The 26,123-nt window shown below is 46.1% G+C and carries 21 protein-coding genes and 2 riboswitches; of the genes, 14 read left to right on the top strand and 7 right to left on the bottom strand.

Going from position 1 to position 26,123, the window contains the following annotated elements:
- Positions 1-254 precede the first annotated feature (254 nt).
- The 5 genes from ACFO4U_RS14060 to ACFO4U_RS14040 all read left to right on the top strand — a co-directional run bounded on the left by ACFO4U_RS14060 (position 255) and on the right by ACFO4U_RS14040 (position 5,761).
- Positions 255-524: a PTS sugar transporter subunit IIB gene (locus ACFO4U_RS14060; RefSeq protein WP_074034712.1), complete on the top strand. Its 270-nt coding sequence runs from the start codon at positions 255-257 to the stop codon at positions 522-524.
- The gene (locus ACFO4U_RS14055) at positions 514-2,544 is read left to right on the top strand and encodes a BglG family transcription antiterminator (RefSeq protein WP_215244370.1); all 2,031 of its coding nucleotides are present in this window, start codon (positions 514-516) and stop codon (positions 2,542-2,544) included. The genes ACFO4U_RS14060 and ACFO4U_RS14055 overlap by 11 nt, the downstream gene beginning before the upstream one ends.
- 167 nt (positions 2,545-2,711) lie before the next feature.
- On the top strand, positions 2,712-4,133 hold the full coding sequence (locus ACFO4U_RS14050; protein ID WP_196431520.1) for a PTS mannitol transporter subunit IIBC: 1,422 nt from the start codon (positions 2,712-2,714) through the stop codon (positions 4,131-4,133).
- A 47-nt stretch (positions 4,134-4,180) separates the two neighbouring features.
- On the top strand, positions 4,181-4,612 hold the full coding sequence (locus tag ACFO4U_RS14045; protein WP_026824364.1) for a PTS mannitol transporter subunit IIA: 432 nt from the start codon (positions 4,181-4,183) through the stop codon (positions 4,610-4,612).
- Positions 4,613-5,761: a mannitol-1-phosphate 5-dehydrogenase gene (locus ACFO4U_RS14040; RefSeq protein WP_215244369.1), complete on the top strand. Its 1,149-nt coding sequence runs from the start codon at positions 4,613-4,615 to the stop codon at positions 5,759-5,761.
- 37 nt (positions 5,762-5,798) lie between these two features.
- On the opposite strand, the gene ACFO4U_RS14035 is transcribed toward ACFO4U_RS14040, so the two are convergent.
- Positions 5,799-8,147, bottom strand: a complete 2,349-nt coding sequence (locus ACFO4U_RS14035) for a bifunctional diguanylate cyclase/phosphodiesterase (RefSeq protein ID WP_215244368.1) — start codon at positions 8,145-8,147, stop codon at positions 5,799-5,801.
- Positions 8,148-8,285: 138 nt separating this feature from the next.
- Here ACFO4U_RS14035 and ACFO4U_RS14030 point away from each other — a divergent pair, with 138 nt between their 5' ends.
- Together ACFO4U_RS14030 and ACFO4U_RS14025 are read left to right on the top strand one after the other, a co-directional pair.
- The gene (locus ACFO4U_RS14030) at positions 8,286-9,113 is read left to right on the top strand and encodes a CPBP family intramembrane glutamic endopeptidase (RefSeq protein ID WP_251131879.1); all 828 of its coding nucleotides are present in this window, start codon (positions 8,286-8,288) and stop codon (positions 9,111-9,113) included.
- 27 nt (positions 9,114-9,140) lie between these two features.
- Positions 9,141-9,662, top strand: a complete 522-nt coding sequence (locus ACFO4U_RS14025) for a GNAT family N-acetyltransferase (RefSeq protein WP_215244367.1) — start codon at positions 9,141-9,143, stop codon at positions 9,660-9,662.
- 22 nt (positions 9,663-9,684) lie between these two features.
- Here ACFO4U_RS14025 and ACFO4U_RS14020 read toward each other — a convergent pair whose 3' ends face one another.
- From ACFO4U_RS14020 to ACFO4U_RS14010, 3 genes are all read right to left on the bottom strand, one after another.
- A complete protein-coding gene (locus ACFO4U_RS14020) occupies positions 9,685-11,187 on the bottom strand; it encodes an SH3 domain-containing protein (protein ID WP_215244366.1) in 1,503 nt (500 codons plus the stop codon).
- 173 nt (positions 11,188-11,360) lie between these two features.
- Positions 11,361-11,663, bottom strand: coding sequence for a hypothetical protein (locus tag ACFO4U_RS14015; RefSeq protein WP_074034700.1), 303 nt, complete (start codon positions 11,661-11,663; stop codon positions 11,361-11,363).
- Positions 11,664-11,728: 65 nt separating this feature from the next.
- Positions 11,729-12,406 (bottom strand): hypothetical protein, encoded by a 678-nt coding sequence (locus ACFO4U_RS14010; RefSeq protein ID WP_074034698.1) that lies wholly within the window; start codon positions 12,404-12,406, stop codon positions 11,729-11,731.
- Positions 12,407-12,665: 259 nt separating this feature from the next.
- Here ACFO4U_RS14010 and ACFO4U_RS14005 point away from each other — a divergent pair, with 259 nt between their 5' ends.
- Positions 12,666-13,931 (top strand): helix-turn-helix domain-containing protein, encoded by a 1,266-nt coding sequence (locus ACFO4U_RS14005; protein ID WP_159563472.1) that lies wholly within the window; start codon positions 12,666-12,668, stop codon positions 13,929-13,931.
- A gap of 47 nt (positions 13,932-13,978) precedes the next feature.
- On the opposite strand, the gene ACFO4U_RS14000 is transcribed toward ACFO4U_RS14005, so the two are convergent.
- Positions 13,979-14,296, bottom strand: a complete 318-nt coding sequence (locus ACFO4U_RS14000) for a hypothetical protein (protein ID WP_074034697.1) — start codon at positions 14,294-14,296, stop codon at positions 13,979-13,981.
- Between the two features lie 198 nt (positions 14,297-14,494).
- Positions 14,495-16,336, bottom strand: a complete 1,842-nt coding sequence (locus ACFO4U_RS13995; protein ID WP_215244365.1) for an ATP-binding protein — start codon at positions 16,334-16,336, stop codon at positions 14,495-14,497.
- 241 nt (positions 16,337-16,577) lie between these two features.
- Between ACFO4U_RS13995 and ACFO4U_RS13990 the strand changes: the two genes are divergently transcribed.
- The 6 genes from ACFO4U_RS13990 (at position 16,578) to ACFO4U_RS13965 (ending at position 24,931) form a co-directional block, all read left to right on the top strand.
- A complete protein-coding gene (locus ACFO4U_RS13990; protein WP_196431509.1) occupies positions 16,578-17,183 on the top strand; it encodes a flavin reductase family protein in 606 nt (201 codons plus the stop codon).
- A gap of 171 nt (positions 17,184-17,354) precedes the next feature.
- Positions 17,355-18,305: an AAA family ATPase gene (locus ACFO4U_RS13985; RefSeq protein ID WP_074034693.1), complete on the top strand. Its 951-nt coding sequence runs from the start codon at positions 17,355-17,357 to the stop codon at positions 18,303-18,305.
- Positions 18,302-19,372, top strand: coding sequence for a DUF58 domain-containing protein (locus tag ACFO4U_RS13980; protein ID WP_159563475.1), 1,071 nt, complete (start codon positions 18,302-18,304; stop codon positions 19,370-19,372). The genes ACFO4U_RS13985 and ACFO4U_RS13980 overlap by 4 nt, the downstream gene beginning before the upstream one ends.
- The gene (locus ACFO4U_RS13975; RefSeq protein ID WP_215244364.1) at positions 19,369-21,468 is read left to right on the top strand and encodes a transglutaminase domain-containing protein; all 2,100 of its coding nucleotides are present in this window, start codon (positions 19,369-19,371) and stop codon (positions 21,466-21,468) included. The genes ACFO4U_RS13980 and ACFO4U_RS13975 overlap by 4 nt, the downstream gene beginning before the upstream one ends.
- Positions 21,469-21,509: 41 nt before the next feature.
- Positions 21,510-21,610: riboswitch (purine riboswitch) on the top strand.
- A 111-nt stretch (positions 21,611-21,721) separates the two neighbouring features.
- On the top strand, positions 21,722-23,245 hold the full coding sequence (gene guaA / locus ACFO4U_RS13970) for a glutamine-hydrolyzing GMP synthase (protein WP_159563679.1): 1,524 nt from the start codon (positions 21,722-21,724) through the stop codon (positions 23,243-23,245).
- Positions 23,246-23,379: 134 nt separating this feature from the next.
- Positions 23,380-23,481: riboswitch (purine riboswitch) on the top strand.
- Between the two features lie 88 nt (positions 23,482-23,569).
- Positions 23,570-24,931, top strand: coding sequence for an NCS2 family permease (locus tag ACFO4U_RS13965; RefSeq protein ID WP_015880700.1), 1,362 nt, complete (start codon positions 23,570-23,572; stop codon positions 24,929-24,931).
- 26 nt (positions 24,932-24,957) lie between these two features.
- Here the strand turns inward: ACFO4U_RS13965 and ACFO4U_RS13960 are convergent, their stop codons facing one another.
- Positions 24,958-25,800, bottom strand: coding sequence for a VanW family protein (locus ACFO4U_RS13960; protein ID WP_196431504.1), 843 nt, complete (start codon positions 25,798-25,800; stop codon positions 24,958-24,960).
- Between the last annotated feature and the right edge of the window lie 323 nt (positions 25,801-26,123).

Below are 26,123 nucleotides of genomic sequence, written 5' to 3'. Positions count from 1 at the left end.
GTAATAAATTATAATACAATTCATTACAAGAATAGATATTTTAATCTAAAAGTATATCTTTAATGAACTGTCGATTAAACCGTAGATGAATACTTTCATGAAGACTTTAGCTCCTTATTAAGGAGTGAGTCTAGTGACGTAGACATAACCTTTTTACTCCTTGCCGATATCTTTGCCAACAAGCAAAATAGTAGGAGAAGTAAGCGGTTCCAACTTATGATTAGATAAAGATAAGCGACGAAAGAAGGGCTGACATGAACGTATACATTGCTTGCCATAGCGGGTTTGTGACAAGTGCGATGGCGGCGAAGTTATTCGCGCAGGCAAGCGAGGGGCGCTTGTCTTGTACGATCACGCACGGAACGATTCAAAACATCCCGAATGAGGTGGATTTGATTCTCTATCAGGAAGGGGCGACCCCGGTCACCCATCCAACCGCACGTGTCCGGTCAGTCCGACAACTCCTGTCGCTCGAGGAATACCGACTACTTGTCGAAGAATGGATGGATGAGCATGAGACATGAGTGGACCGCGCGAGAGCGGTCGATTTTACTACACTTATTGGCAACTGAGACATCGACACCGCTCGCCGAAATCGCGCAGGCGGTGAATTTGTCTGAGCGCACGATTCAACGAGAACGACAATTACTTGAAGGCATCTTAAAAGAGTTCGAACTTGAACTCGCTTGGCAACGCGGTCATGGACTGAGCCTGGTTGGCAAACCAGATGCGAAACAACAGTTACGAGAAGATCTCATCTTATCTGCAGAAGCGATCCCGACGAGCGAGGACCGCTTATTTGAACTGGCGTGGCGTCTCTTGTTTGAGAACGATACGCTTAAATTGCAGGCGGTCGCTAAACAGATGCACGTTTCGCCGAGCACGTTGACGCAAGACTTGGAGAAATTGGATCGATGGTTCGAAGAGTATCATTTAGAAGTTGAACGGAAAAAAGGTGTCGGAGCTAGAGTGCTCGGCTATGAGTCCGAGAAGCGTAAGCTACTCATCAACGCGCTCCTTGCCCACTGGGACACGCTCGCATTTTATCGCTTCGTCCGTGGAGAAGACGACTACATTCCTGCTTTTTTGAAGACGGTACCATGCGAGGAGATGCTTGAAGGTCTTCGAGACGGTTATGATTATTTGAAATCCCGTTCGTTTGAGCGGATGGACGACCGCACCATCATGCGAGTCACGTTCGCTTACGGCGTGCAACAAGAGCGATTAGCGTCTGGATTCTTTTTAGAGATGTATACGAAAGGACGGTCCGAGGACTATCTGAAAGTCGCCACCGATATGGAAGCGGCTCTCGGTATCACTTACTCGATGGCGGAACGCGTCTGGTTCGCGGAAGAGGCGAATCGTCTGCGCTCAATTAAAGATCAAATGAAAGAAGACGAGGAAGAACGCTGGATCATGCAGATTCGGGTGCATAAACTGATTCATCACGTCTCGCTCATCTACGGGTTCACCTTTACGGATGACGCGGCTCTCGAACGAGGACTGCTTGCTCACATCCTCTCGAGTATGAATACGCAGGCGCTACCAGAGACGAGTACGGTCAAGCCCCACATCGACCGCGACTATCCGGGACTTCGTTCGGCGATTCAACAGGCCGCCGACATCGTCTTTGGGACGAATACGTTCTCCGAAGAAGAAACGGTTTTTTGGGCGATGCACTTTGCGGCAGCACTCGTCAAACCGGTGCGCCGCCGCGAATATCGGGCGCTCGTCATCTGTTCGGCCGGACTCGGTTCGTCGAAGATGCTCGTCAATCGGGTACGCCAAGAGTTCCCAGAGATGCAAGACGTCGTCAACTCATCACTTTTCGGACTCGAACAGCACCGATTGGAAGAATATGATGTCATCTTGTCGACGGTACCGTTACCACCGCTATCGGTACCAACGTTAATCGTCAACCCGCTTTTGACGAGTGAAGAAGTGCAACGCGTCCGCCATCTCTTACTGTCATTACCGCAATCCTTTCAGACACTCGCAACGAAGCCGCGGTCAACGATGCTTGATTTCGCAGAACTCGGGGAATTGGTCGAGACGTTCGAGCGGATGGATGACCAGTTCGATTTGGTCACGCTCAATAATACGGACCGTTTAGAAGATATCTTGCTTGATATCGGTACACATTTAGAAGAACGTGACCTCGTACAAAGCGGGATTCAGCTCTCTGCCCAACTGCTTCGTCGTCACGAGGTCGCGGGCCTTGGTGTGCCGGGTACGAAACTGGCGTTATTCCACGGACGACATGCCTCGATTGAGAAGGCGAGTGTGTTTGCGTTTGATTTAACGACATCGATCCCACTCCTCATGATGGATCAGTCGACCGAACCCGTGACACGTCTCCTTGTCTTGCTTGCACCGGAAGAAGCACGTGACGTCGAGCTTCAGTTCCTAAGTGCGATCAGCGGGTCGCTCATTGAGAGTGAGGAGCATATGCGTCTTTATAGCACGGGAACGAAAGAAGATCTTCGTTTACTCCTGCACGAATGCATGAAGAAAATGATTCATGAAACATTGTACGAAAAATGACCGAACCATGGTCATTTTTTTGTTTGGCACAAAATGTTGCCAAAGTGTGAACTGGATTGAATTGAGTAAGCGCTTACTCCAGGCATACAATACAGGTGTAGAGCACAAACCGGTTAGCTACACTACACATTCAACCTTTCACATTTAAACGACTGGAGGTTTTATACATGGCGAATACGCAAGCAAGCTCGGGCGGGGTCCGAGTCAAAGTACAACGGTTCGGTAGTTTCCTCAGTGGGATGGTCATGCCGAACATCGGCGCCTTCATTGCCTGGGGGATTATCACAGCACTCTTCATTCCAACAGGATGGTGGCCAAACGAAAAATTAGCAGAACTCGTTGGTCCAACCATCACGTATCTCTTACCATTACTCATCGGTTTCACTGGTGGTAAATTACTTCATGACGTACGAGGCGGTGTCGTCGGGGCACTCGCCACGATGGGGGTCATCGTCGGTACCGACATTCCGATGTTCCTCGGTGCGATGATCATGGGTCCACTCGGTGGTTATGTCATCCGCCAAGTCGACCGTGCCCTTGAAGGCAAAGTTAAAGCAGGATTTGAAATGCTCGTCAACAACTTCTCAGTTGGAATCATCGGTGGTCTTCTCATGCTTGGAGGATTTGAAATCTTCGGTCCGATCATGAGTGCCCTCGATAAAGTCATGGCGGCAGGTGTTGACTGGATCGTCGGCGCGAAATTGCTTCCGATTGCGAGTCTGTTCATCGAACCAGCAAAAGTTCTCTTCTTGAACAACGCCATCAACCACGGGATCTTGAGTCCGCTTGGTGTCGATCAAGTCGCAGACGCTGGAAAGTCCGTTCTCTTCTTACTTGAAGCAAACCCAGGACCAGGTCTTGGATTACTTCTCGCCTATATGTTCTTCGCCAAAGGTGCAGCGAAACGTACGGCACCGGGTGCAGCTATCATTCACTTCCTTGGTGGGATTCACGAGATTTACTTCCCATACGTATTGATGAAGCCGGTCTTGATCCTTGCGATGATCGCAGGGGGCGCAACAGGGATCTTCACGTTCGTACTCTTTGATGTCGGTCTCGTCGCACCTGCTTCACCAGGTAGTATCTTTGCCATTCTTGCGATGGCATCACGCGGTTCATATCTTGGACTCGTGGCAGGGATTCTCTTGTCAGCAGCGGTCACGTTCGCTGTGGCTAGTGTCATCTTGAAATCGAGCGCAGCAGAGGAAGTATCACTCGAAGAAGCGACACAAAACGTGAGTGCGATGAAAGGCAAACAGTCTTACGCATCGGCTCTCGTGACAGATCGTCTTGATAAAGTCGACCATATCATCTTCGCTTGTGACGCTGGAATGGGATCGAGTGCCATGGGAGCATCGGTTCTCCGGAACAAGGTCAACAAAGCGAACTTGCCAATCAAAGTGACGAACACGTCCATCAGCAACTTGCCGAAAGATGCTCAGTTTGTCATCACACACGAAGATTTGACGGAGCGTGCGGAAGCGCAAGCACCGAATGCGATTCATCGTTCGGTCACGAACTTCTTGAACGCCGATTACTACGACCAATTGGTAGAAGAAATTAAAGCGGAACGCAGCAAAATTTCTTGAACTCAGAACAGATAGAGATACGGTTTAGCCATTAGGAGGAAATCAAAATGCCATTCATTCAAACAGAGATGATTCGACTTAACCAAACATTCGCAACGACAGAGGAAGCGATCACAGCAGCCGGAGCCGTCCTACAAGACGCCGGCTGTGTGACGCCGGAGTATGTAGAAGCGATGCATGAACGTCAAGCGATCGCCAACGTCTATATCGGAAACCACGTCGCCATTCCACACGGTACAGAAGCAGCGAAATCAGCGGTTCAGAAGACGGGGATCTCGTTCTTGCAAGTACCAGACGGTGTCGACTTCGGAGGTCAAACGGCCAAACTCGTCATCGGAATTGCAGGCGTGAATGATGAACATTTAGAGCTCCTTTCGCAAATCGCGATTCTCTGCTCGGACGAAAGCAATGTGGAGCGTCTTGTTCAGGCGAAAACGAAAGAAGAAATCTTGGCGCTCTTTATGGAAGAGGTGGCGTAAATGAAAGCTGTTCATTTTGGTGCAGGGAACATTGGACGAGGATTTATCGGATTATTGCTCAATCAAAGCGGTTACGAGGTGACGTTTGTCGACATCAATGACACTGTCATCGAAGCGCTTGAGGTAAAACGTCATTATGAGGTCGGATTCGCAGAAGACGGCGTCGATCGTATCATTGTCGACCGTGTTCGCGGTGTCAACAGTTTAAAAGAACCGGCTCGTGTCGTGGAATTGATTGCAGAAGCAGATCTCGTGACGACGGCTGTCGGACCGTCACTCCTCTCAAAAGTGGCACCGTTGATTAGCGAAGGACTTCGTGCTCGTGAAGTCGAAGACGCCCCGGTTTATGTCATTGCATGTGAGAACATGATTGGTGGGAGTGCGATTCTTCGTCAAGAAGTAGAGGCGTGTGACGGTGTCGGGGAGGCGAATGTCTTCTTCCCGAACGCGGCTGTCGACCGCATCGTCCCACTACAACAACATGAGGATCCACTTTACGTGGAAGTCGAGACGTTCCATGAATGGGTCATCGAGACACAAGGGCTCAACGAACAACCACCGATTCAAGGTGTGACATGGGTTGAAGAAATCGGACCGTATATCGAACGGAAATTATTCACGGTCAATACGGGACACGCCATCGCCTCTTATATTGGCTCGTTGTTCGGGAAGGCGACGATTGACGAGGCATTGAAGGATCGCCGTGTGCGTCAAGTCGTCCAAGGCGCTTTATATGAAACAGGTTGGTTATTGCTTGAGAAATATGGATTCGAGGCGAAAGAGCATAGCCAATACATTCAAAAAATCATCAAGCGCTTTGAAAACCCGAAATTGAAGGACGAAGTGTCGCGCGTGGCGCGTTCGCCGATTCGTAAACTTGGACCGAGCGACCGTCTCGTCAAGCCGGCACGCGAATTGATGGATAACGGCATCGAGCCAAACGAACTCGCTTACGGGATTGCAGCAGCCCTTCATTACTACAACCCGGAGGACTCGGAATCGTCGGAGCTGAACTTGTCGATCGAAGAACACGGCATCTCGTCAACGATTGAAAAATACCTTCATCTTCATGAAGGGGACACGTTGACCCAGTTGATTCTCGATCAATATCATTTGATTCGGGAAGAAGAAAAAGAACGCGTGTCGTAACTAAAAATCGCTCCTGTCTATTTGACAGGAGCGATTTTTAGTGTTTTCCGAACTCGAGATAGGTGGTCGTCTCTTTGACATGAAACGGAACGTCTGTCTCAGACAACGGAAGACTGAAGTAGTAGCCCTGTACGTAGTCACACGATTCCTTGAGTAGCCATTCGAGTTGCGCGGATGTTTCCACACCCTCCATGAGAACTTTCATACCCAGGTTGTGACCGAGTTGAATCATCGAGCGGACGATGGCCTCTTGATTGCGGTCGGTGAACAGGTTTTCGATAAACGTTCGATCGATTTTCAGCACTTGCACAGGAAGTTCCCGAAGTTGGCTGAAAGAAGAATAGCCGGTCCCAAAATCATCGAGAGAAATGAGGATCCCGAGCTGATGCAACTGCGTCAGTTTTTCACGAGTCGAGGCCTCATATGAAAGCATCGAGGACTCGGTCACTTCCAATTCGAGATACATCGGGTCCATCCCCGTCTCCAAAAGAATGGATTGTAGCGTATCAACAAAGTCTTCGCGCGCAAATTGGAGCGGGGAGACGTTAAGGGATAATGTAAAGGGACGTATCCCAGTTCGTTGCCAACGTACCCAAGTGCGACAGCCTTCCCGAATGACCCAATGACCAATCGAATGAATTAACCCCGTGTTTTCTGCAATCGGGATGAAGTCAGATGGCGCAACCTTTCCGATTTGTGGATGTTGCCAGCGAAGTAACGCTTCCACGCCTTCTAATCGATTCCGCTTCAAATCGATTTTCGGTTGATAGACAAGTGTCAGTTCGTTTTTACTTAGTGCGGTGACGAGTGCTTTTTCTATCTCGATATTGCGTAAGAGTTGAGGTCGTGATGATTCTTCGAATAATTTGATATTATTCTCTCCATCTTGTCTGGATTCATCAGCCGCAAGACGAGAAAACTGAATAAGTTCTTCGGAAGAAGCACTATCCTTAGGGAAATGACTGATTCCCGCACTCATCGTCAATTCAAGAGTCGTGCCATCCACGTCGAAGCTGGATGAAAGCGCCTTAATACATTTTTCAGCCTTTTGATGAGCGAGCGAACTTCGTTGCGCAAATAGTAAGATGACAAACTCGGATGGTCCGATTCGTGTCAACACATCGTCTGGGTGAATCGTATGTTTGAGGCGGTCAGCGACTTGAATGATCAACTCATCTGCTCCGTGATGCCCGAGAATGTCACTTAGGAAACGCCAGCGGTTTACGTCGATATATAAACAGGCGACCGAACGTTCTTGTGAGATACATTCCTTCAAGAGGGCATCCAGTTTATGCCGATTTGGTAAATCCGTCAATGCATCGTGAAAAGCCATATGTTCAATCAGACGCTGAGAGGCGACTGCTTCGGTCACATCTCGGATAAACCAGAGTACTTGATTGTTCGAACCATCTTGAAGTGGGTAAGACGTCACTTCTAACGTACGATGATTCGTGTCAATTTGTACCGGCTGATAGAACGGCTGTTGAGCCGACAGCAAAGGATGATAATCCTGAAAAAAAGGTTCTGTTACATGCCCCTCGAATAAGTGAGCGAACGCCTGATTTTGATATTGGATTTCACCATCGCTTGTCGTCGTCACTACGGCATCCGTTGTCGATTCTAAAATCGTCGTTTGGAAGAGGTCACGTTTTTGGATTTGTCGTTCTAACGTATACGCAATAAAGTACATCCCGAATAAGAGAAATACGATGCTTGTGACTAACCATGCGAGTAGGGTCGGATCAATCGGAACCTGCCTGACGGGTGAAGCATCGGGGATAATGGTCGTTGCCCGCATTCCAGCAAGGTGCATACTTAAAATAGCTGTCCCCATCAGAAGGGAGAACATCAGTTTCACGGAAAAAGCGGAATGCTGCATAGAGTAGGATGAAAAGAAACCTACCCATAAGGCGAGAAAGGAAGCGCCCCAAGCGATACCAATCGAAATCAATACCCATAAGGGATCAAAGTCTAATTGAACACTTTGTATAGCGGTCATCCCGATATAATGCATGCTGACAATTCCGAATCCCATCAAACCGGAAGATTGCAGTAAGGTCATCCATGTCGTCTTTCGGGAAATCAAACCGAACGACAGGATGCACCCGGCAATCGCCGGAATCATCGATCCGATAATGAGCCAGATGGAGTACGTGCTTTCGTGTAAAGAAGCATGACCGAGCATGGCCACAAAATGCATGGACCAGATGCCGAGACCTAGGGTGGTACCACCAAATAAAATCCAAGTACGATGAGACGTTGTCACACCTCCTGTGACCCGCTTCGCTAATTCGAGTGCCATCAAGGCTGAAACGCTAGCAATGAGGAAAGCGAGCATCATCAAAAATCCATTATGACTCGTTGTGTGCGTGCTAATCTGTTCCATAGTGTCGATACCTCATAGGGTTTTTAATTTATGATTCACTTTATTATATGCCGAACAATTGTAATTACATATAAAAAGATTCAAATGCTATTCTTCCAATCAAATAAGGGGTACTACATTGCTGAAGGGGTGCTGACTATGTATAAAAATAAATACATTCACTTGTTCTTATTGGTCTCATTCGGCTACTCATGGCTTATATGGGGAAGTTTGTACTGGTGGACCGATTTACCGATTATGGCAATCGTTATTTCGGGAGCGTTTGGACCCAGCATTGCAGGGTTCGTTACGATGTATCGACTTCGCGGTGGGGAAGGGGTGACACATCTTTTTCGGAAAAGCGTTCAGTTCCAGATGAGTTGGAAGACGTATGTGATTCCCCTTTTGTTGGTGCCGTTCTTATTTCTCGTGGCGTATTGGTGGACGGATAGAAGCGATGCCTTACTCGTTCGCGAACCGTGGTGGATCGTCCCATACTTTCTCTATATGCTATTTCTCGGTGGGGCGGTGCAGGAAGAGTATGGATGGCGCGGCTATTTGCTCGACGCCTTGCAATCAAGACTCCCACCGCTTCTAGCCAGCTTGTCACTCGGAGTGGTCTGGACGCTATGGCATATTCCGCTCTTCCTCATGGTTGGAACAGTTCAGGCGAATCTATCGTTTTGGGCATATGGATTAGCCGTGATGGCTTATACGATTCTCATCACTTGGGTATACAACGGTTCGTCGCGTAATTTATGGTCGGCCTTTCTCATGCATACGATGTTTAATGTCATGCTCGTGATGGTCGGGTTCGAAGCGGAAAGTGGTTATCCAGTCGGGTTTATTCATTTGACGATCACGTTATGGACCGCTGCGATTTTAGTCATTTGGAAAACGTACGGTAAATTGAGTTATGAGCCACTCGAGGAAATGATTCCTTCATACCCGAGTGTTACGCAACGGATGCGTGAGGGTAAAGAGTAGGACAAAAAAGAAAAGGAAGTGGACGTCTTGAATTTTCGCGCACTCGAACAATCAGACGTGAAATCCTTGCAGCGCTTGTTTATGGAGAGTCTGAGTGACTTGATTCGACGAGAGCGTTTTGAAGATGCCGATTTGCTCGATGAAGAAGTGGCACGTCTGAACACGACGATTCAAGATCATTTCGATGATGACACCGTTCAACTGTACATTGTGGAAGAAGACGGAATCATTGTGGGAGCAGGGGCGTTACTACCTCCGAATGATATCATCTCAGGCAACATACAAATTGAGCGTGGTGCAATCGAGTTAGGGAGTGTCTATGTGTCACCTCGTATGCAGCGGCGAGGTGTCGGACAATACTTGTTAGAAGAAATGATGCGTGAAATTTCGAATCGAGGGAAAGACGTCTTTTATTTAGATGCCGGATTCCCGAGCGCTCAAGCCTATTGGCAAAAACGATTGGGTGAGCCATCTCATATCCTCGAACATTATTGGGGTCCCGGGGCATCACATATGATTTGGCGGGTCAATATCAAACAAGGAACTTAGCTGAGTGCTAAGTTCCTTGTTTTTAGTAATAAGATCGCATGAATTGATGAATGCCGGATGCCGTTGCTTCAGCCATTCGTTGACGATATGTCGTACTCGTTAAATGTGAGCGGTCGCTTGAATTACTGATGAATCCGTATTCGACAAGGGTAGAAGGTGACACGTTACGTCCGACTACGTATACATTTTGATACTTGACCCCACGGTTTTGAATCGTGGAAATCCGTGAAGCGATTTCTTTATTGATACTTGAGCCGAGACTACGGCTGGCGGAAACGTAAGGGTTTGTCGTATAGCTATCTGACGTCGGGACGAGTACCTCATGTCCATGAGCCGTGTTATAAACAGAAGAGTTCGCGTGAAGACTGACGAACACATCCCCTTTATAAGACTTGTTGAGTGACACACGTTGGTCAAGGGAGAGGTACGTATCGTTTGAGCGAGTCAATTTAACGTTGTAGTCATATGTGCTCGATAAGACGCCAGCAAGGCGTTTCGCGATATCAAGTGCAATTACTTTCTCGTAAACCGATCCGTAGACAGCGCCAGGGTCGTTTCCGCCATGCCCTGCGTCGATGACGACCGTTTTACCAGTTCCGTCTGTATCGGTTGGTGTCGTGACAGTCGTAGGCTTCAAGTACTCGGATGCTACATAACCGGTTTTCCCATCGTATGTGACTTTATACCACGACTCGTAACGACTGACATACTTGACGACCGACCCGACCGGAATGACGGTTAAGACATTGCTCCAAGAGGCCGCGCTAAGGCGCATGTTCAAGTTCACGGTCGTTTCATAATAAGCAGACGGGGTTACAGGAGCTGTCGTCGCCGTTAAATAGTCAGAAGAAACGTAACCGGTTTTCCCATTATAGGTGACCTTATACCATGATCCGTAGCGACTCACATATTTGACCGTCGCACCCGACGGAATCGTCGTGACGACAGAACTCCATGAAGCGGCGCTGAGACGAAGGTTTAAATTGGCAGTCGTCTTATAATAGTCCGAAGGTGGGACGGGAGCACTCGTAGCTGTTAAATAAGCAGAAGCGACGTAGCCCGTCTTTCCATTGAACGTCACTTTGTACCATGACCCATAGCGACTGACATACTTGACGGTCGCGTCGGCAGGGATCACGGTGACGACATCGCTCCATGAAGCGGCAGTAAGACGCATATTTAATCGGTCTGTTGTCTTATAGTAAGCAGAAGTGTTCGAGACCGTAACGTATTGAGAAGAGACATATCCTGTTTTGCCTCCATAACTGACTTTGTACCACGAACCGTATGTACTGATATACGTGACGCTTGAGCCAGATGGAATGGTCAACAGGACAGGGCTCCAAGTGGCTGCACTTAAGCGAAGATTTAAGTTGGCGGTAGTGGTATAGGTCGAGGCGGCTTCAACAACAGTCGATTGAATACCAGATGAATCCAGTTGGAACGGGACGATTGCTGCCCCGGATATTGCAAGTGAAGAGCTGAGTAACAGCTTTAAACTCCATGATGATTTTGTTTCATTCAATGTTCAAACTCCTTTATTCATTAAACTAGTGACAAGGGCGGCGTATGAGAGTGCATCTAGGTTGTCCCTGTTTATTATATAAGTAAAAAGGAAAAAATGGAGGGGAATATATAATTCATTTACCTTTTTTCTTAAAATAAAAAAGACGCACAAGGCGTCTGGAGTAAATCAGATTAAACGATGCGAGGCATATCATCAACAAGTAGTTTAACTGGTTCATCTACTTTAACAATGCGAGGCATGTCGTCAACGAATAGTTTAGCAGGCTTGTCTACTTTAACAATGCGAGGCATATCATCAACAAAGAGTTTGATTGGTTCGTTCACTTTAACGATACGAGGCATATCATCAACGTGTAATTTGACGGGCTCATTTACTTTAACAATGCGAGGCATATCATCTACTAGAGGTCTAACAGAACTTCCTAAAAGTAAAACTGCTGTAGCGATAAATAGTATTCCTGTTACTTTTTTCATTAATAAAACCTCCATCAAATTATTATTTTATGCTTTTAAAGCAGAAAAACCTAAATTATCATAGATCATTCGTCAGCTTTCAAAGAATCGAACAATCGGTATAGTGTCTCAGATTGCTGATATATACGTGTCTCCAAATCTCCTGAGTAAGCATCTGGAGTGTCGGCAGGAAAGATCACTACTTTTTCAGATTCACTTTTTACAGCAGTTGCTAGAATAGAAACATTTACTTGTTGACTCAATAACGTACTGCAAAGAGAATGTGATATCTTATCAGTTTCATTGAGTAAATTTGGTCTCCAGCAAACTGATGTTTCGGGCAAAATATACAAAATATGTCCTTCTTCAAGTAGGGTCATGCATTGATTAGTAACAAAGTCTGAATCCTGCTCAACGTTAATATATTCATAATCAAGTAACTGTTTTTCATAAATTGTTTTTGTACTTCGTTTTAAAATCGAGAGGGAAAGTTCAGGTCCTAGAATATAAAGTTTTTTGAAAGAGTGAATGTGATTCAATGAACGAGCTATCAGTCGAGGTAATGATTGATAGTAATCGATTTGAAAAGCGTTTACAATGAAACCTCTAGGAGAACTTAACAATTGGGTCAGGTGTTCTAACCCTGAAAAATTATTATGATCTTCAGAAGTGTACATTGTATCCATGGTTGGAACTTGCTTTGACTTAAAATAAATTTTAGGCTTAATGTAGTCTTCGGCAAGTAAGAAACTTAGTTTTCCCATTTGTCATTTTCACCCCCGGATAAATAATTGAAATGTGTTATTTAGTAAAAATTAACTAGGAAATTTGTAGAAACTGTTTTTACTAGTTCAATATTATCATGTCATCTTTTATAAAGGGGGATGTTTTGGTTGGGAAAATCATTCCTAGAAATGCTCTTTTAAGATGCTTTTTTGTGGCGAATTTCCTGTATGCGTGACAAAAAGACTAATATTTTTTAAAAAAACCAACCATTTTAGTTCGAAGGGGCTACTTTTTGATATGGAATATAACTTTGGGAATTTAATAAAAGTAGAACGTATGCGGAAAAATATGAAGCAGTCAGTGCTTGCTAGAGGAATCTGCTCAATCTCATACTTAAGTAAAATTGAAAATAATCAAACTACTCCTAGTGACGAAGTCTTAGAACTGATTTTTGAAAGGTTAGAATTAGAGGTTCCACTTTATTATGACTTCAGTGAAAAAGTAGATCAAACTAAAAAAGAAATTCGAGATATATTGAAAGAAGCATTATTGTCACGCCAAGAAGATAAGTATTTTAAGAGGATTGAAAAATTTAAAACAAATCCTGTTGTCTTACAATCGAAGGAATTGTACATTACTTTATTAATCACGCTAGCGCGATTTGGTCTCACACCTGGTGGTAATGTTCAATATTTAATTGAAGTAGGTTGGATTAAAGATCAACTAAACAAAGACAATCGTTTGCGATACGATTTATTGCAGTGCCTCTACATGTTTCTCTATCAGTCGGCTGATCGAGAAACTACTGTGAGTTTGTTAGAGAATGTTGGTAAAGAGCTTGCGGATTCAAGTATTCCTGATTGGGAAAAAGCAGATATGCGATATGTGATGGGCGCCCTTTATCACCGATTTACAGATTATTCTCAAGCTATTGATTACGTGAAGTTGGCACTCGAGTATTTTCAAGAGAATTTTTGCTTGGAACGAATTATCGAGTCGCACATGATTATTGGTTTGTCATTTAAACGTCGGAAACGATACACAATTGCTTTAGAACATTATGAAAAAGCAGCGAAAGTGGCAGATAAGGCAAAATTGAACGATTATTATGGAATGCTTTATAACAATATGGGAGATATATATTTTTTAATTGGGGATCAAGAGAAAGCACAAAAATATTTTCTTGATAGTTTTAAGGTTAAAGAAGGAGCAAAAAGTAAACTATATAGTGTAATGTCTTTGCTTGAAGTCAATGCCGCTAAAAATAATATTGAAGGCATTATGGAATGGTTGGCAATAGGCTATGAGTTAAAAGGGGATCAAGATGATTTAGTAGAGTTTAACTATCACTTTGATATTTACGTAAGTAAGTATAAAAAAATTGATCAAAATGAGTTAATCCAAAGTCTAAAAAGGGCTGTTAATTATTTTGAAGCATATGATGAATACTACACTCATAAGTATGCATTGTGGTTGTCTAGAGAATTAAGAAGCACAGGAAAGTACAAACTTGCTACAGAATACTATGAAAAAACAATCTCAATGATGTCACGTTGGGAGTAAACAAAAAGAACTCGAGATAAGTAATGATACTTAAATCGAGTTCTTTTCTATGGCGTTGTAAAATAATGCACAGTCCACACTTGTTCTTGAACGAGGCGTTCGTCTTCTATATGACCGTTAAGGACCTGCTGTAATAGATGAATCAAATGTTTTTGAAGATTCGCATCATGAGAGCCACTATGCAAAATCTCCTCTTCGCTCGCAACAATGTAAAAACCACCAAGCCGCAATGGCACATGCTTCCGAATCAAAGCAGCGGCAGTTTGAAACTTCGCTTGCTCCCCCATGTGAGGCACGTCAATCTCGAAACGTCCCCATTGATTAAAATCTCCAATTTCTGAAAAAGGTGGGTCACGATGATCCAATGGCAAGTCCTCCGATCCTAGCAATCTCTTTATATTCAGTATATCTTGTTTTTGACTTAAAACGTGCAAAAATAAATGGATAGGGTAACCTACATCTACGAAAATGAATCGGTTTCTTTCCTTTCTATATTCTGTAAAAGGATTCCTTCCAAATTAGGCAAAAAAAGAGTCAAAAATAACACGGTCATATCGACCGTGTTATTGCATGATGTGTTCTTTTGAGGTTGGGAGTTCACAGATAAATGTACTTCCTTCCCCGTATACCGATTCGACATGGAGTTGACCATCATGGGCTTTGGCAATTTCTTTACAAATTGCGAGACCGAGACCGGTACCTCCGATTTTACGACGATCCGAATTATCGACGCGGTAAAATTTCCCGAAGAGGTGAGGGAGCGAGGCACTCGGTATACCCATACCGTGGTCTCTCACTTTCATCACGACCTCTTCGTCTATACGTTCGAGCGATACAAGGATATTCCCGCCATCTGGCGAATATTTGATGGCGTTACTTAATAGGTTACCAAGTAATTGACGCATCCCTTCTAAGTCTGCATCGATAATAAAGTCTTGTTCGGTATCGGCATCGATGAATAGTTCATGCCGGTCCGTCGTTTCCTGATAAAACGCGACACTGTCTGTGATGAGCTTGTATAAATCGACCGGTTCCCACTCGAACGTTTGCTTTCCAGACTCCATTTTTTGAAGATCCAAGAAATCGTTGACGAGATACGAGAGTCGTTTCGCTTCATCGTGGATTGTCTTCAAATACAGTTCACGACGACTTTCCTTCAAATCTCGTGACAGCATCAGTTCAGTAAATCCGTAAATCGAGGACAATGGTGTCCGTAATTCATGTGAGACGGTCGAGACGAGTTCGGATTTCATCCGATCGATTTCTGTTTCGGCCGTGACGTCACGTAAGACGAGCATCGTTCCACGGAGTTTGCGGTCTCGATAGACACTTTCGGCATAAAGTTGAATGAAGCAATCGCCTTGGTCGATTGAAATCGTGAGCCCATCCTCCGGCGGATCTTGCGTGAAGACGCGTTCGAAGTATCGGACAAACTGTTCATGTTGATCGACCCGTTCCGCCAGCTGTTCGATATCGATGTCAATGGCAGAGAGTTCTTCGTATCCCTTATAGTCAAAGTGTAAATCATCAAACATACGGATGAAGGCGCGATTGCCGACGATAGTGTCATCTTCATAGTTCACATATAAAATGGCCTCACGTACAGAATTGATTAGTTGCGCCGTCTCTTTCCGATCCTGTTGCATCTGGCGATAAAGCTGCATGCGGAGAAGTGAGATGGCAAGTTGACCGGCGAACGCATTCAATTCCGATTTTTCACTGGCATCGTATTGTTCATCGTAACGAGCCAAATAGAGACATCCAATGAGACTATTATCTGATGGGTCCATAATCGGGATGACCGTCTCATAGATATAATATGGATACGTGTGTAACGCATCGACGACCCGCTTAGAAGTGGCGGCCGGTAACTTTGAAATCATGACTCGTTTAAGCAAAAGGGAATCTTTCTTTAGACTTTCTTGTTGATCTTCGGTCATCTCTTTCGGGACAACAGACGTGATTTCTCCGTCTTTAGTGAGCAAGAGGGCGCCGAACTCAGATTTTGTAAGCAACACAATCTTTTCAATAACAGAAGAGTAATCAAATAAGGATTCTTTCGAGGCCAATACTTCAATCAACTCGTTACGATATTGAAGATTAATTTCATTTAATTTCGATTCATTTAATACGTTCTCGAGCTTTTCTTTTTTCGCTTTCAGTCTGCTGTTCTGGTCGGCCATCCGTTTGATGAGCGGGCGTCCGATTAATAAGATGGCACTGATGAACATGACGAGCCCGATCATCCAAATCCATCGGAGAGCAGTGAGTTCGAGAGTAGAGACATTCCCATCACGCACGAACCAGGCTCCAATCAAGGTTAAAACCAGACTGAATCCACAGACACTATATAAAATACTGAGTATTTGACGACTGTTCAATTGTTCAATCCACTTGCTGATCATTCGTTCTACTTCCTTCCTTGAACATAAAAAACGATAGGTCATCTTTTCCTTGCCCTGAATTCTATGAGACCGGGAAGGGAAAATGAAGCAATTTGCTTATTCAACGTGCATTAAAATAGATTCACATAATGCGATTTACCCAAAATACATGAAATGTACACGTGTCAACCTGCTTTGCGTTGACATTATTTAACGAAGTGATTACCTTGATATTAAGATAAAACAACGAGGAGTGTAGTCTATGTTATCAATTGAACCGTCTGCCTTGACTGAACGAGACACATATAAGTTTTTGATTGGCAGCATTGTGCCAAGACCGATTGCGTTTGTCACAACACAAAATGGGGACGTGATTAACGCCGCCCCGTTTAGCTATTTTAATGTAGTCGCATCCAACCCTCCGCTCGTCTCCGTCTCAGTTCAACGAAAAGATGGCGTCATGAAAGACACGGCGCGTAACGCACTCCGTACGAATGAACTAGTGATTCATGTCGTAGATGAAACGAACGTCATCAACGTGAACGAGACGGCCGCCAACCTTGCGGCAGATGAGAGTGAGCTGTCTCGTACAGACTTTACGCTTCAACCGAGTGATGTGATTTCGACTCCAGGGGTCAAAGAAGCAAAAATCCGTTTTGAATGTGTGCTCCATCATCACTTGCCGATCGAACATGACGGAAAAACGACTGCCGATTTATTGATTGCGCGAATTGTCCGTTTCCATATTGACCGAGAGTTATATACTCAAGGACGCATCGATGCTAAACGGCTTGCGCCTGTCAGTCGGATGGCTGGCAATAGTTATGCGACCCTTGGGGAACTATTTGACGTGAAGCGTCCAGAGTAATCGATAAACGTGCCCGTTTTTTCTAAAGAACGGACACGTTTTTTGGGTAAAGAAATAGGAAGCGCATTTGGGTGCGGTATTTCTTTCTTTCCGACACTCGCTTGTGTCACAATAAAGTCAGAACATTCTAACTTTCAGTCATCCTAGATCAGAGAAAAAGGGGAGTCCGTCATGTACCGTCCAACTGTCCAATCGATTATTACTGCTATTGAAACCGTGATTGTCGGAAAAGAAGAAGTCATCGCAAAAAGTCTCACTGCCTTGCTAGCAGGTGGGCATGTGCTGCTTGAAGACGTACCAGGAGTCGGAAAGACAATGCTCGTCCGTACGTTCAGCCGAGCGATTGACTTAGATTTTAAGCGCATCCAATTCACACCGGACATGCTACCGTCCGACTTGACCGGGATTTCGATGTACAACCAAAAAACGAGGGAATTTGAATATCGACCAGGTCCGCTCATGGGTAACATCATTTTAGCGGATGAAATTAACCGGACCTCACCGAAAACGCAATCGGCTCTTCTTGAGGCGATGGCTGAGCGAAGTGTAACAGTGGACGGGGAATTGAAAGTGTTACCGTCACCTTTCTTCGTCATGGCGACACAAAACCCGATTGAGCATGAAGGGACGTATCCGTTGCCGGAAGCACAGTTGGATCGCTTCTTACTTAAAATCGAGATGGGCTATCCGACATTCAATGAAGAGATTGCATTATTGTCGCGGTTTGAAAAAGAAGAGCCGCTCGAGGCGCTTCAGAGCGTGATTACGAAGCAAGAAGTTGAACTCATGCAACGTGAAGTGAGAGACGTGCATGTGTCGAGTGCGGTCAAACAGTACATTGTGCGATTGGTGCATGAGTCTCGAAAAGATCCGCATACGTATTTAGGAGGAAGTCCGCGAGCCACACTGGCGTTGATGAAAGCGGCACAGTCGTGGGCGTATATCCATAATCGCGATTTCGTCTTGCCGGATGACGTGAAGGCGATGGCGACGAGTGTGCTCGGACATCGCGTACTCTTGACAGCAGAAGCACGGTATAAAGGAAAATCACCGAATCAGTTGATTCAAGATTGGCTGGATACGTTGCCTGTCCCGATGGATCGTGAGGTCAATGAAGTATGAAAAACTGGATGAAGCTGTTCGTTGTATGGGCGGCGGCATTCGGATTGTATGCATTTGCCCGCATCGAAGGCAGTATCGTCGCTTCGACCTTATGGTGGTCGTTCGCTGTGTTGACCGTCTACTGGACACTCTTTATGATTTATCCGGTCACAGCGGCAAATGTGGTGCGCCGTGTGACAACGAAGCGACTTGTTTCTGGACAAACAATGGATGTCGAGTTACGAATTGAACGGAAGTATCCTTTCTTGATTGGGATGGTCACGTTAGAGGAGCGATTGCCACAACGTTTGACGGATGAAGACAAGACGATTGTCGTGCCTGTAGACCGTTTTTTCCGACAAGCAGAAGTCGTCCATTATGAGGTCGAGGCGATTAAGCGTGGGATTCATGTCTTTGACCGCACCGTTCTACATGTACGTGACGTATTTGGTCTGTTCGACCGGAAGCGGACGTTACGACTCGAGACGGTCGTCGAGGTGTCACCCGCTGAATTGCCGTTTGATTTACCTCGAGACGAACATGTCGGGGGTCGTGGGGAGCAATATCGTCAAATGCGGACATACACCGAAGTGGCCAATACGACCAGCGGGGTTCGGGAGTATGCGGCAGGAGACCGAATCGGACGGATTGATTGGAAGGCATCCGCACGCCGAGGGAACTTGATGACCAAGACGTTTGACCAGGAACAAGAGAAGAAGCTTTCACTCGTGTTCGTACCAGCCGTCTCTGCCGGGTATGAAGAGGCATTTGAACGTTCCCTATCCTTACTTGTTGGAGCGATTCGTCAGTTAGAACGAAAAAATCTGCCGTTTGAGCTCTACGTCATTGAAGAGCAGGTGCGACTGTTCCATCTTCCTGACCAGAGTGCAGAAGTCGGTCATTACTTGTTGACCGCAACGCCAGAAGCTGAGGGGCGTCTCGTCGAACGAGTGAAGCAGAAACTGCCTCAACAAACTGGAGATTTGATTTTGATCAGTCCTTTTGAAACGACGTCCATTCGAGAGTTGATGCATGAGACACAGGGTAGCTATCATCTCTACACGGCAGTTAATGAGGTGACGGTATGAAGACATGGGTAACCCGAATCGTCTATACGGCGCTTGCCGCCTATTTGTTGTCGTTCTGGATTGAGCCGATTGTTGGAAGTACGACGTTCGATGTGACGTGGCCGTTTTACTTCCTGCTCATCGTGCCGATGTTTGCCAGTATTCTGCCTTGGGCAGCTTTTCTTGGGATCTCGCTTCTTAATTTCCTCATCGTCTTGTATGCCTATCACGGCAGTATTTTGGACTGGTTTGGTCTATGGATGGAAGATTTGATGGGTGTCATGAGCGGTGAACTGCCGAATGAAGCGATTTTCTTCTCTGCCATGGCGCTGATCGGCTTACTGTTTGCTGTGCTCGTCGGACGAACGTATCCAAGTTATAGTTTTGCCCTTGGGATGATTGTGTCGACTCTCGGCATCATGGCCTATTTTGATACGTGGACGTTGTATGACGGGGAAGGCAATATCCTGTATGCCATCGTCACATCGCTCCTCTTACTATTTGTCACCGATTTGGCAAAACGACCGAGTCAATCGCTCGTCCGATTCGTCAGTATCGGACTACTCCTCAGTGTCGTCGTGGCTCTCGCAAGTGCTTCACCCACGCTTGAAGGCGATTGGTCTGACCGTATCACTACGAGTTTTCGGAATGCGACGACGGAAGGTGATGGGAGTGGCCCGGGTCGAGTTGGGTATGGAGTGAACGACGAATCGCTAGGTGGTCCGTTCGAACAGGATGACGGCATCGTCTTCATCGCTCGCGGCGTGCCGGCACGCTATTGGCGTATCGAATCCAAGGCGATTTATACGGGGAAAGGTTGGGTCGAATCACCAGTCCTGGACTCTAACTACAATCGTGGTCAGTTAGTGGACTCGGAAGTGGATACGACACCGGAACAGGCACTGTTACGTTTTGAGCGCCGACAACCGTTTGTTCCTTATGGTGGAGAATATCCGCAAGCTATCGAAACAGAGTCCGGTACCGAATTTCGAGTCGGTGATATCGAACGGGCTTTCCCGAACGAGACGATTACGATGCAACCGTCCGGAAAGATTGTATTTGAAAATGAGGAACAATCGACTCCGCGGACGATCCAACTTCGTTATAGTGTCCCGGCTTTCTCTGAAGAACAACTGGCATTAAATGAAGAGATCACATCGCTCACGGAAGAAGAGCAACAGGTCTATTTACAGCTACCGGAATCGTTGCCAGAGCGTGTACGAGATTTAGCCACTGACATCACGGCGGAGAGTGAGACACCGAACGAGAAGGCGGAAGCGGTAGAAGCTTATTTCCGAAATGGAGAATTTCAATACGACACCGAAAATGTGGCACAACCGGAAGGGGACACGGATTATGTTGACCAGTTCCTGTTCGACACACAAATCGGGTATTGCGATAATTTCTCGACGTCAGCTGCCGTATTGCTGCGCGCGAACGGCATACCGACGCGTTGGGTAAAAGGATTTACTATGGGTGACACACGAGGGGTCATTCAAGGTGAGGAAGAACATACGATTCGAAATCGTCACGCCCACTCGTGGGTCGAGTATTTCATTGAAGGCGCGGGCTGGGTTCCGTTAGAAGCGACAATCAGTTTCTCGGACGCCAACTTATTGCAGATGGAACGAGAAACGGATACGGAAGATACGACGCCGGCTGCGAATGATCCCCAAGCAAATCAGGACAACGATACGCAAAACCGTCCGCAAGAAGATTTGTTGATCGATGACGTGACGACAGGTGATGTTCAAGAGGAGGCACGTAACATGCCGGTGTGGGGATGGGTTGTCATTCTCTTCCTCGTGGCGGTCCTCGTTTGGAACCGGAAAATCATCGAGCGTCAAATCATGTATGTCTGGTGGATGAGTCGTCCGCTCACGGATGGGCGCCTCGTCTCGATGCACCGCTATTTGATGAAACGACTGCGTGCGAACGGATTCAAAATTGAGGGACGTACGCCTTCGGAACTCGCCAAAGAGGTCGACGCCTACTATGAAACGAATGATATGACCCGTCTGACGGCTTTGTTTGAGCAAGCTGTTTATGCGGAACAAGAGCCGAATTCAAAATATAAAGAATATTGGAAAATCATGATTCATCGAATTATGAGTTGAAGTGACGGGATGCATCAAGTAAGATAGACGCATTAGTTAGATAATTGAACATGGCATTCCTTCGTATATACTCGTGAATTGGCGCGAGAGTCTCTACCGGACCACCGTAAATGGACCGACTATGAAGGAGCACGTTTCGTATACAAAGAAAAGGGCGTGCTTCTTCTTCGGTTTGGATAATCTGGGGGAGAGGCGCGTCCTTTTTTTGAGGAGAAGGCAGAAAGGTGGAGATTTCGTGAAAGTAGAACAAGAAATGATTTTGGTGCTTGATTTTGGTGGTCAGTATAATCAGTTGATCACACGTCGTGTCCGTGACCTTGGCGTATACAGTGAGTTGCATTCGCATAAGATGACGGCAGACGAGATTCGCGAATTGAACCCAGTCGGCATCATCTTCTCAGGTGGACCGAACAGCGTATACGCGGAAGGCGCATATCGTTGCGACCCAGAGATCTTTGAACTTGGCATTCCGATTTTCGGAATTTGTTACGGCATGCAACTCATGACGCATCATTTCGGTGGTCGTGTCGAACGTGCCGCACATCGTGAATACGGGAAAGCGACATTGTTCTCAACGCCGGAAGCATCAGCGATTTATAACGGTCTTCCAGTCGAACATACAGTATGGATGAGCCACGGTGACCTCGTCATGGAAGCGCCGGAAGGATTTATCGTCGATGGAACGAACCCGTCTTGCCCGGTCGCTTCAATCAAAAACGATGAGTTGAAAATGTACGGTGTCCAATACCATCCAGAGGTTCGTCACTCGGAGTACGGAAACGACATCTTAAAAAACTTCATCTATGAAGTATGTGGTGCGAAAGGCGAATGGTCGATGGAAAACTTTATCGACCTCGAAGTGGAGAAAATCCGTGAAATCGTTGGCGATAAGCAAGTTCTTTGTGCGCTTTCGGGCGGTGTCGACTCTTCTGTCGTGGCCGCACTCGTTCATCGCGCAATCGGTGACCAGTTGACGTGTATGTTTGTCGACCATGGTCTCCTTCGTAAAGGGGAAGCGGATAGCGTCATGAAGACGTTCGCAGACGGATTCAACATGAAAGTCATCAAAATCGATGCACAAGAACGTTTCTTGACGAAGTTGGCTGGTGTCTCGGACCCTGAGCAAAAACGTAAGATTATCGGAAACGAGTTCATCTACGTATTTGATGAAGAAGCATCGAAACTCGTCGATATGGACTTCCTCGCACAGGGGACGCTCTACACAGACATCATCGAGAGTGGGACAGACACAGCGCAAACAATCAAATCACACCATAACGTCGGTGGATTGCCGGAAGATATGAACTTCACGTTGATCGAACCACTCAACACGCTCTTTAAAGACGAGGTCCGTGCACTCGGTACAGAACTCGGTCTTCCTGACTATATCGTTTGGCGCCAACCGTTCCCAGGTCCAGGTCTCGGAATTCGTGTCCTCGGTGAAATCACGGAAGAGAAGTTAGAAATCGTGCGTGAATCCGATGCGATTCTACGTGAAGAAGTGAAGAAAGCTGGACTTGAACGCGACATCTGGCAATACTTCACGGTGCTCACGCCGATTCGCTCGGTCGGAGTCATGGGTGACGAGCGTACGTACGACTATGCTGTCGGTGTCCGTGCGGTCACTTCAATTGATGGCATGACGTCTGATTGGGCACGTATTCCATGGGATGTGCTTGAGAAGATCTCTGTCCGGATTGTAAACGAAGTCAGCCACGTTAACCGTGTGCTGTATGACATCACGTCTAAGCCACCTGCAACAATCGAATGGGAATAAGCGGAACAGAGGGGGATTCCCCTCTGTTTTGTCTTAAAACCGAACATTAACGTTTTTTATCGATGTAAAATCCGTGAATTTAGTTGACATTCTATTTTTACGCTGATACGATAAGAACGTTCTTATTATAACCGAACAATTATAAAATATTTTGCCGTATAATATCGGGGATATGGCCCGAGAGTCTCTACGAAATCACCTTAAATGATTTCACTACGGCGAGACATAGATGAGGGTGTATGCCCTCGTATGTTTCGCGTGGGGTCCTCGGTCATTTGCCGGGGGCCTTTTCTCGTTTTACGGCGAGCACAAGGAGGAAAACAAATGAGCACACAGCTCAAGCAAGAACAGCAACAACCATCAACGACGAGTCGGATCGATCGTTACTTCCAACTCACAGCACTCGGTACGAGTGTCCGCACGGAACTGATCGCAGGATTTACAACTTTCCTCGCGATGGCGTACATTCTTTTCGTTAACCCGAACATTCTTGGGGCAGCGGGTATGGATACTGGAGCGGTCTTCGTGGCGACAGGTCTTGTCGCGGTAGTCGGTTCATTGACGATGGGACTTCTCGCGAACTACCCAATTGCGATTGCGCCAGGCATGGGCCTTAACGCGTTCTTCGCATATAGCGTCGTCATCGGGATGGGTATTTCTTGGCAAACGGCTTTGTCAGGTGTACTTGTATCAGGTCTCTTCTTTATCGTATTGACGTTATCAGGAATTCGCGAAACGATTGTTAATGCGATTCCGGCTCCTCTCAAAATGGCGGTTGCTGCAGGGATTGGTTTCTTCATCGCTTTCATCGGTTTGAAAAACGCAGGCATCGTTGTCGCGAATGAAGCAACACTTGTTAGTCTTGGTTCACTTGGTACGGGCACGACGCTTCTCGCGGTGTTCGGTCTTGTGGTCAGCGCCTTGCTTATGGCGCGCGACATCAAAGGTGGTATTTTCATCGGGATGTTGTTGACGGCGATTGTCGGGATGATTTTCGGTCTTGTGCCGACACCGACAGCGATCTCAGACGTTGTGTCGATGCCGCCGAGTATGTCATCTACATTCGGTCAAGCCTTCATCAACTTCGGTGATGTGTTCACGCTTCAAATGCTCGTTGTCATCTTGACGTTCTTCTTCATCGACTTCTTTGATACAGCTGGGACGCTCGTCGCGGTAGCGCGTCAAGCTGGGATCATGAAAGAGAATAAAGTACCACGTGCGAGTAAGGCGTTGTTAGCTGACTCGACAGCGACGGTGGCAGGTGCAATCTTCGGAACATCTACAGCGACTTCATACGTTGAATCGTCAGCAGGTGTCGCTGCTGGTGGACGAACAGGATTGACTGCTGTTTTCGCAGGATTGTTCTTCGGTTTGGCATTGTTCTTCTCGCCTCTCTTGGCAGTTGTTACGGCGCCGGTCACAGCTCCTGCGCTGATTATTGTTGGTGTGCTCATGGCTTCGGCTCTTCTTGATATCGATTGGAAAAAGATCGAGATTGCAGTTCCTGCATTCTTGACGATTATCATGATGCCACTTACATCATCAATCGCAACGGGAATTGGGCTTGGGTTTATCCTTTACCCACTCATGATGATTGCAAAAGGGAAGACGAAAGAGATTCATCCGATCATGTATGGGATGTTGGTCATCTTCTTGGCATACTTTATGTTCTTGCCACACGCATAAGTTCATTTGAAAAGCCGGCTCTGTTATTACGAGTCGGCTTTTTTGTATGCAGTATTTTCAGGAAGGAATGGATCGTACATCGTGATCGCGTGATTTTCTGTGATGAACTCATTTCGAAGATGTGTGCCATTCATTGAAGTGACTTCTCTAAATATCTGGTTATGTCGTATCGTTCCACCCCACCATTCCCGGGTGAAATGATGGTTTTCTTCATATATACGATACTGTTCTTTATTCGGGATGTTCGAGCGCCATTCCCCGACGAGATGATCTCCCTCTATATATAGAAGGAGTTGATACGTTTGTGCCGTCTGGTTTGTGATTTGTAAGTCGAGATAATTATAAGAACATGTCGCGCCACTTCCGAAAGGTTGGTCCCGTCGGTAATCTGGGAACACATCGTAGCTGTGACGATAACGTTCGGTCACGGTCAATGGGCTATGTAAGGTGATCCAATAGATTAGATTGGACAGTTGGCAAAGTCCGCCACCGATTCCTGAAGTGACTTTTCCGTAATGGAGAATCATTCCGTCGACGTATCCTTTACGTTTCGTTGGCTTGCCGATCATCTTCCAATAGGAGAAGACATCGTTTGGAGTCAGGATAGAGCCGTTCAGTTTGGTGATTGCAATTTTTAGGTTGGTTACCTTGTTATGCTGGACTTCCATGTCGACATCTCGGAGTTGGCGATACAAAGGAGTTCGGTGTGTATGGATCAGATATGACATCGGGTCAGTGTTTCGTTTTGAAACATACTTTCGTTTGTCCGTCATCCATTCTATTCGTCGCTTAAGCGTATAAATTTGTGTACCAGACCAGATTCTGAACGGTGAACGTTTCTTAGGCCGCTGTAAATCGGATTGCATCATTGGTTGACTCCTTATAGGTTTATAGTCGTTTTTAGATATAAGTGTATTCTTTAAAGTGATTTATTCTTCCTTCTTCCATTAAGGAGTTGGGATTCGAACTTTGGATGATGTAGAAAAAGATTTAAAAGTTTTTTTAGAATAATGCTTGCAAGATCAAAAAGCAGGTGATATAGTTATCTCTGTTGCCAGCGACAAACGTTGAACAAACGAAAAAGTTGTTGACATCAAAATGAATTAAATGTTATTATCATTTAGTCGCCAAGAGCGGCAGACGAACTTTGAAAACTGAACGATGAGGCAAAAATAAGTTTTACAATTTTTGA

It is taken from the genome of Exiguobacterium profundum (assembly GCF_042652865.1).
GTDB classification, from domain to species: domain Bacteria; phylum Bacillota; class Bacilli; order Exiguobacteriales; family Exiguobacteriaceae; genus Exiguobacterium; species Exiguobacterium profundum.
Note: the sequence above shows the minus strand (reverse complement) of the source record. Positions and strands in the feature narration are given on the sequence as shown.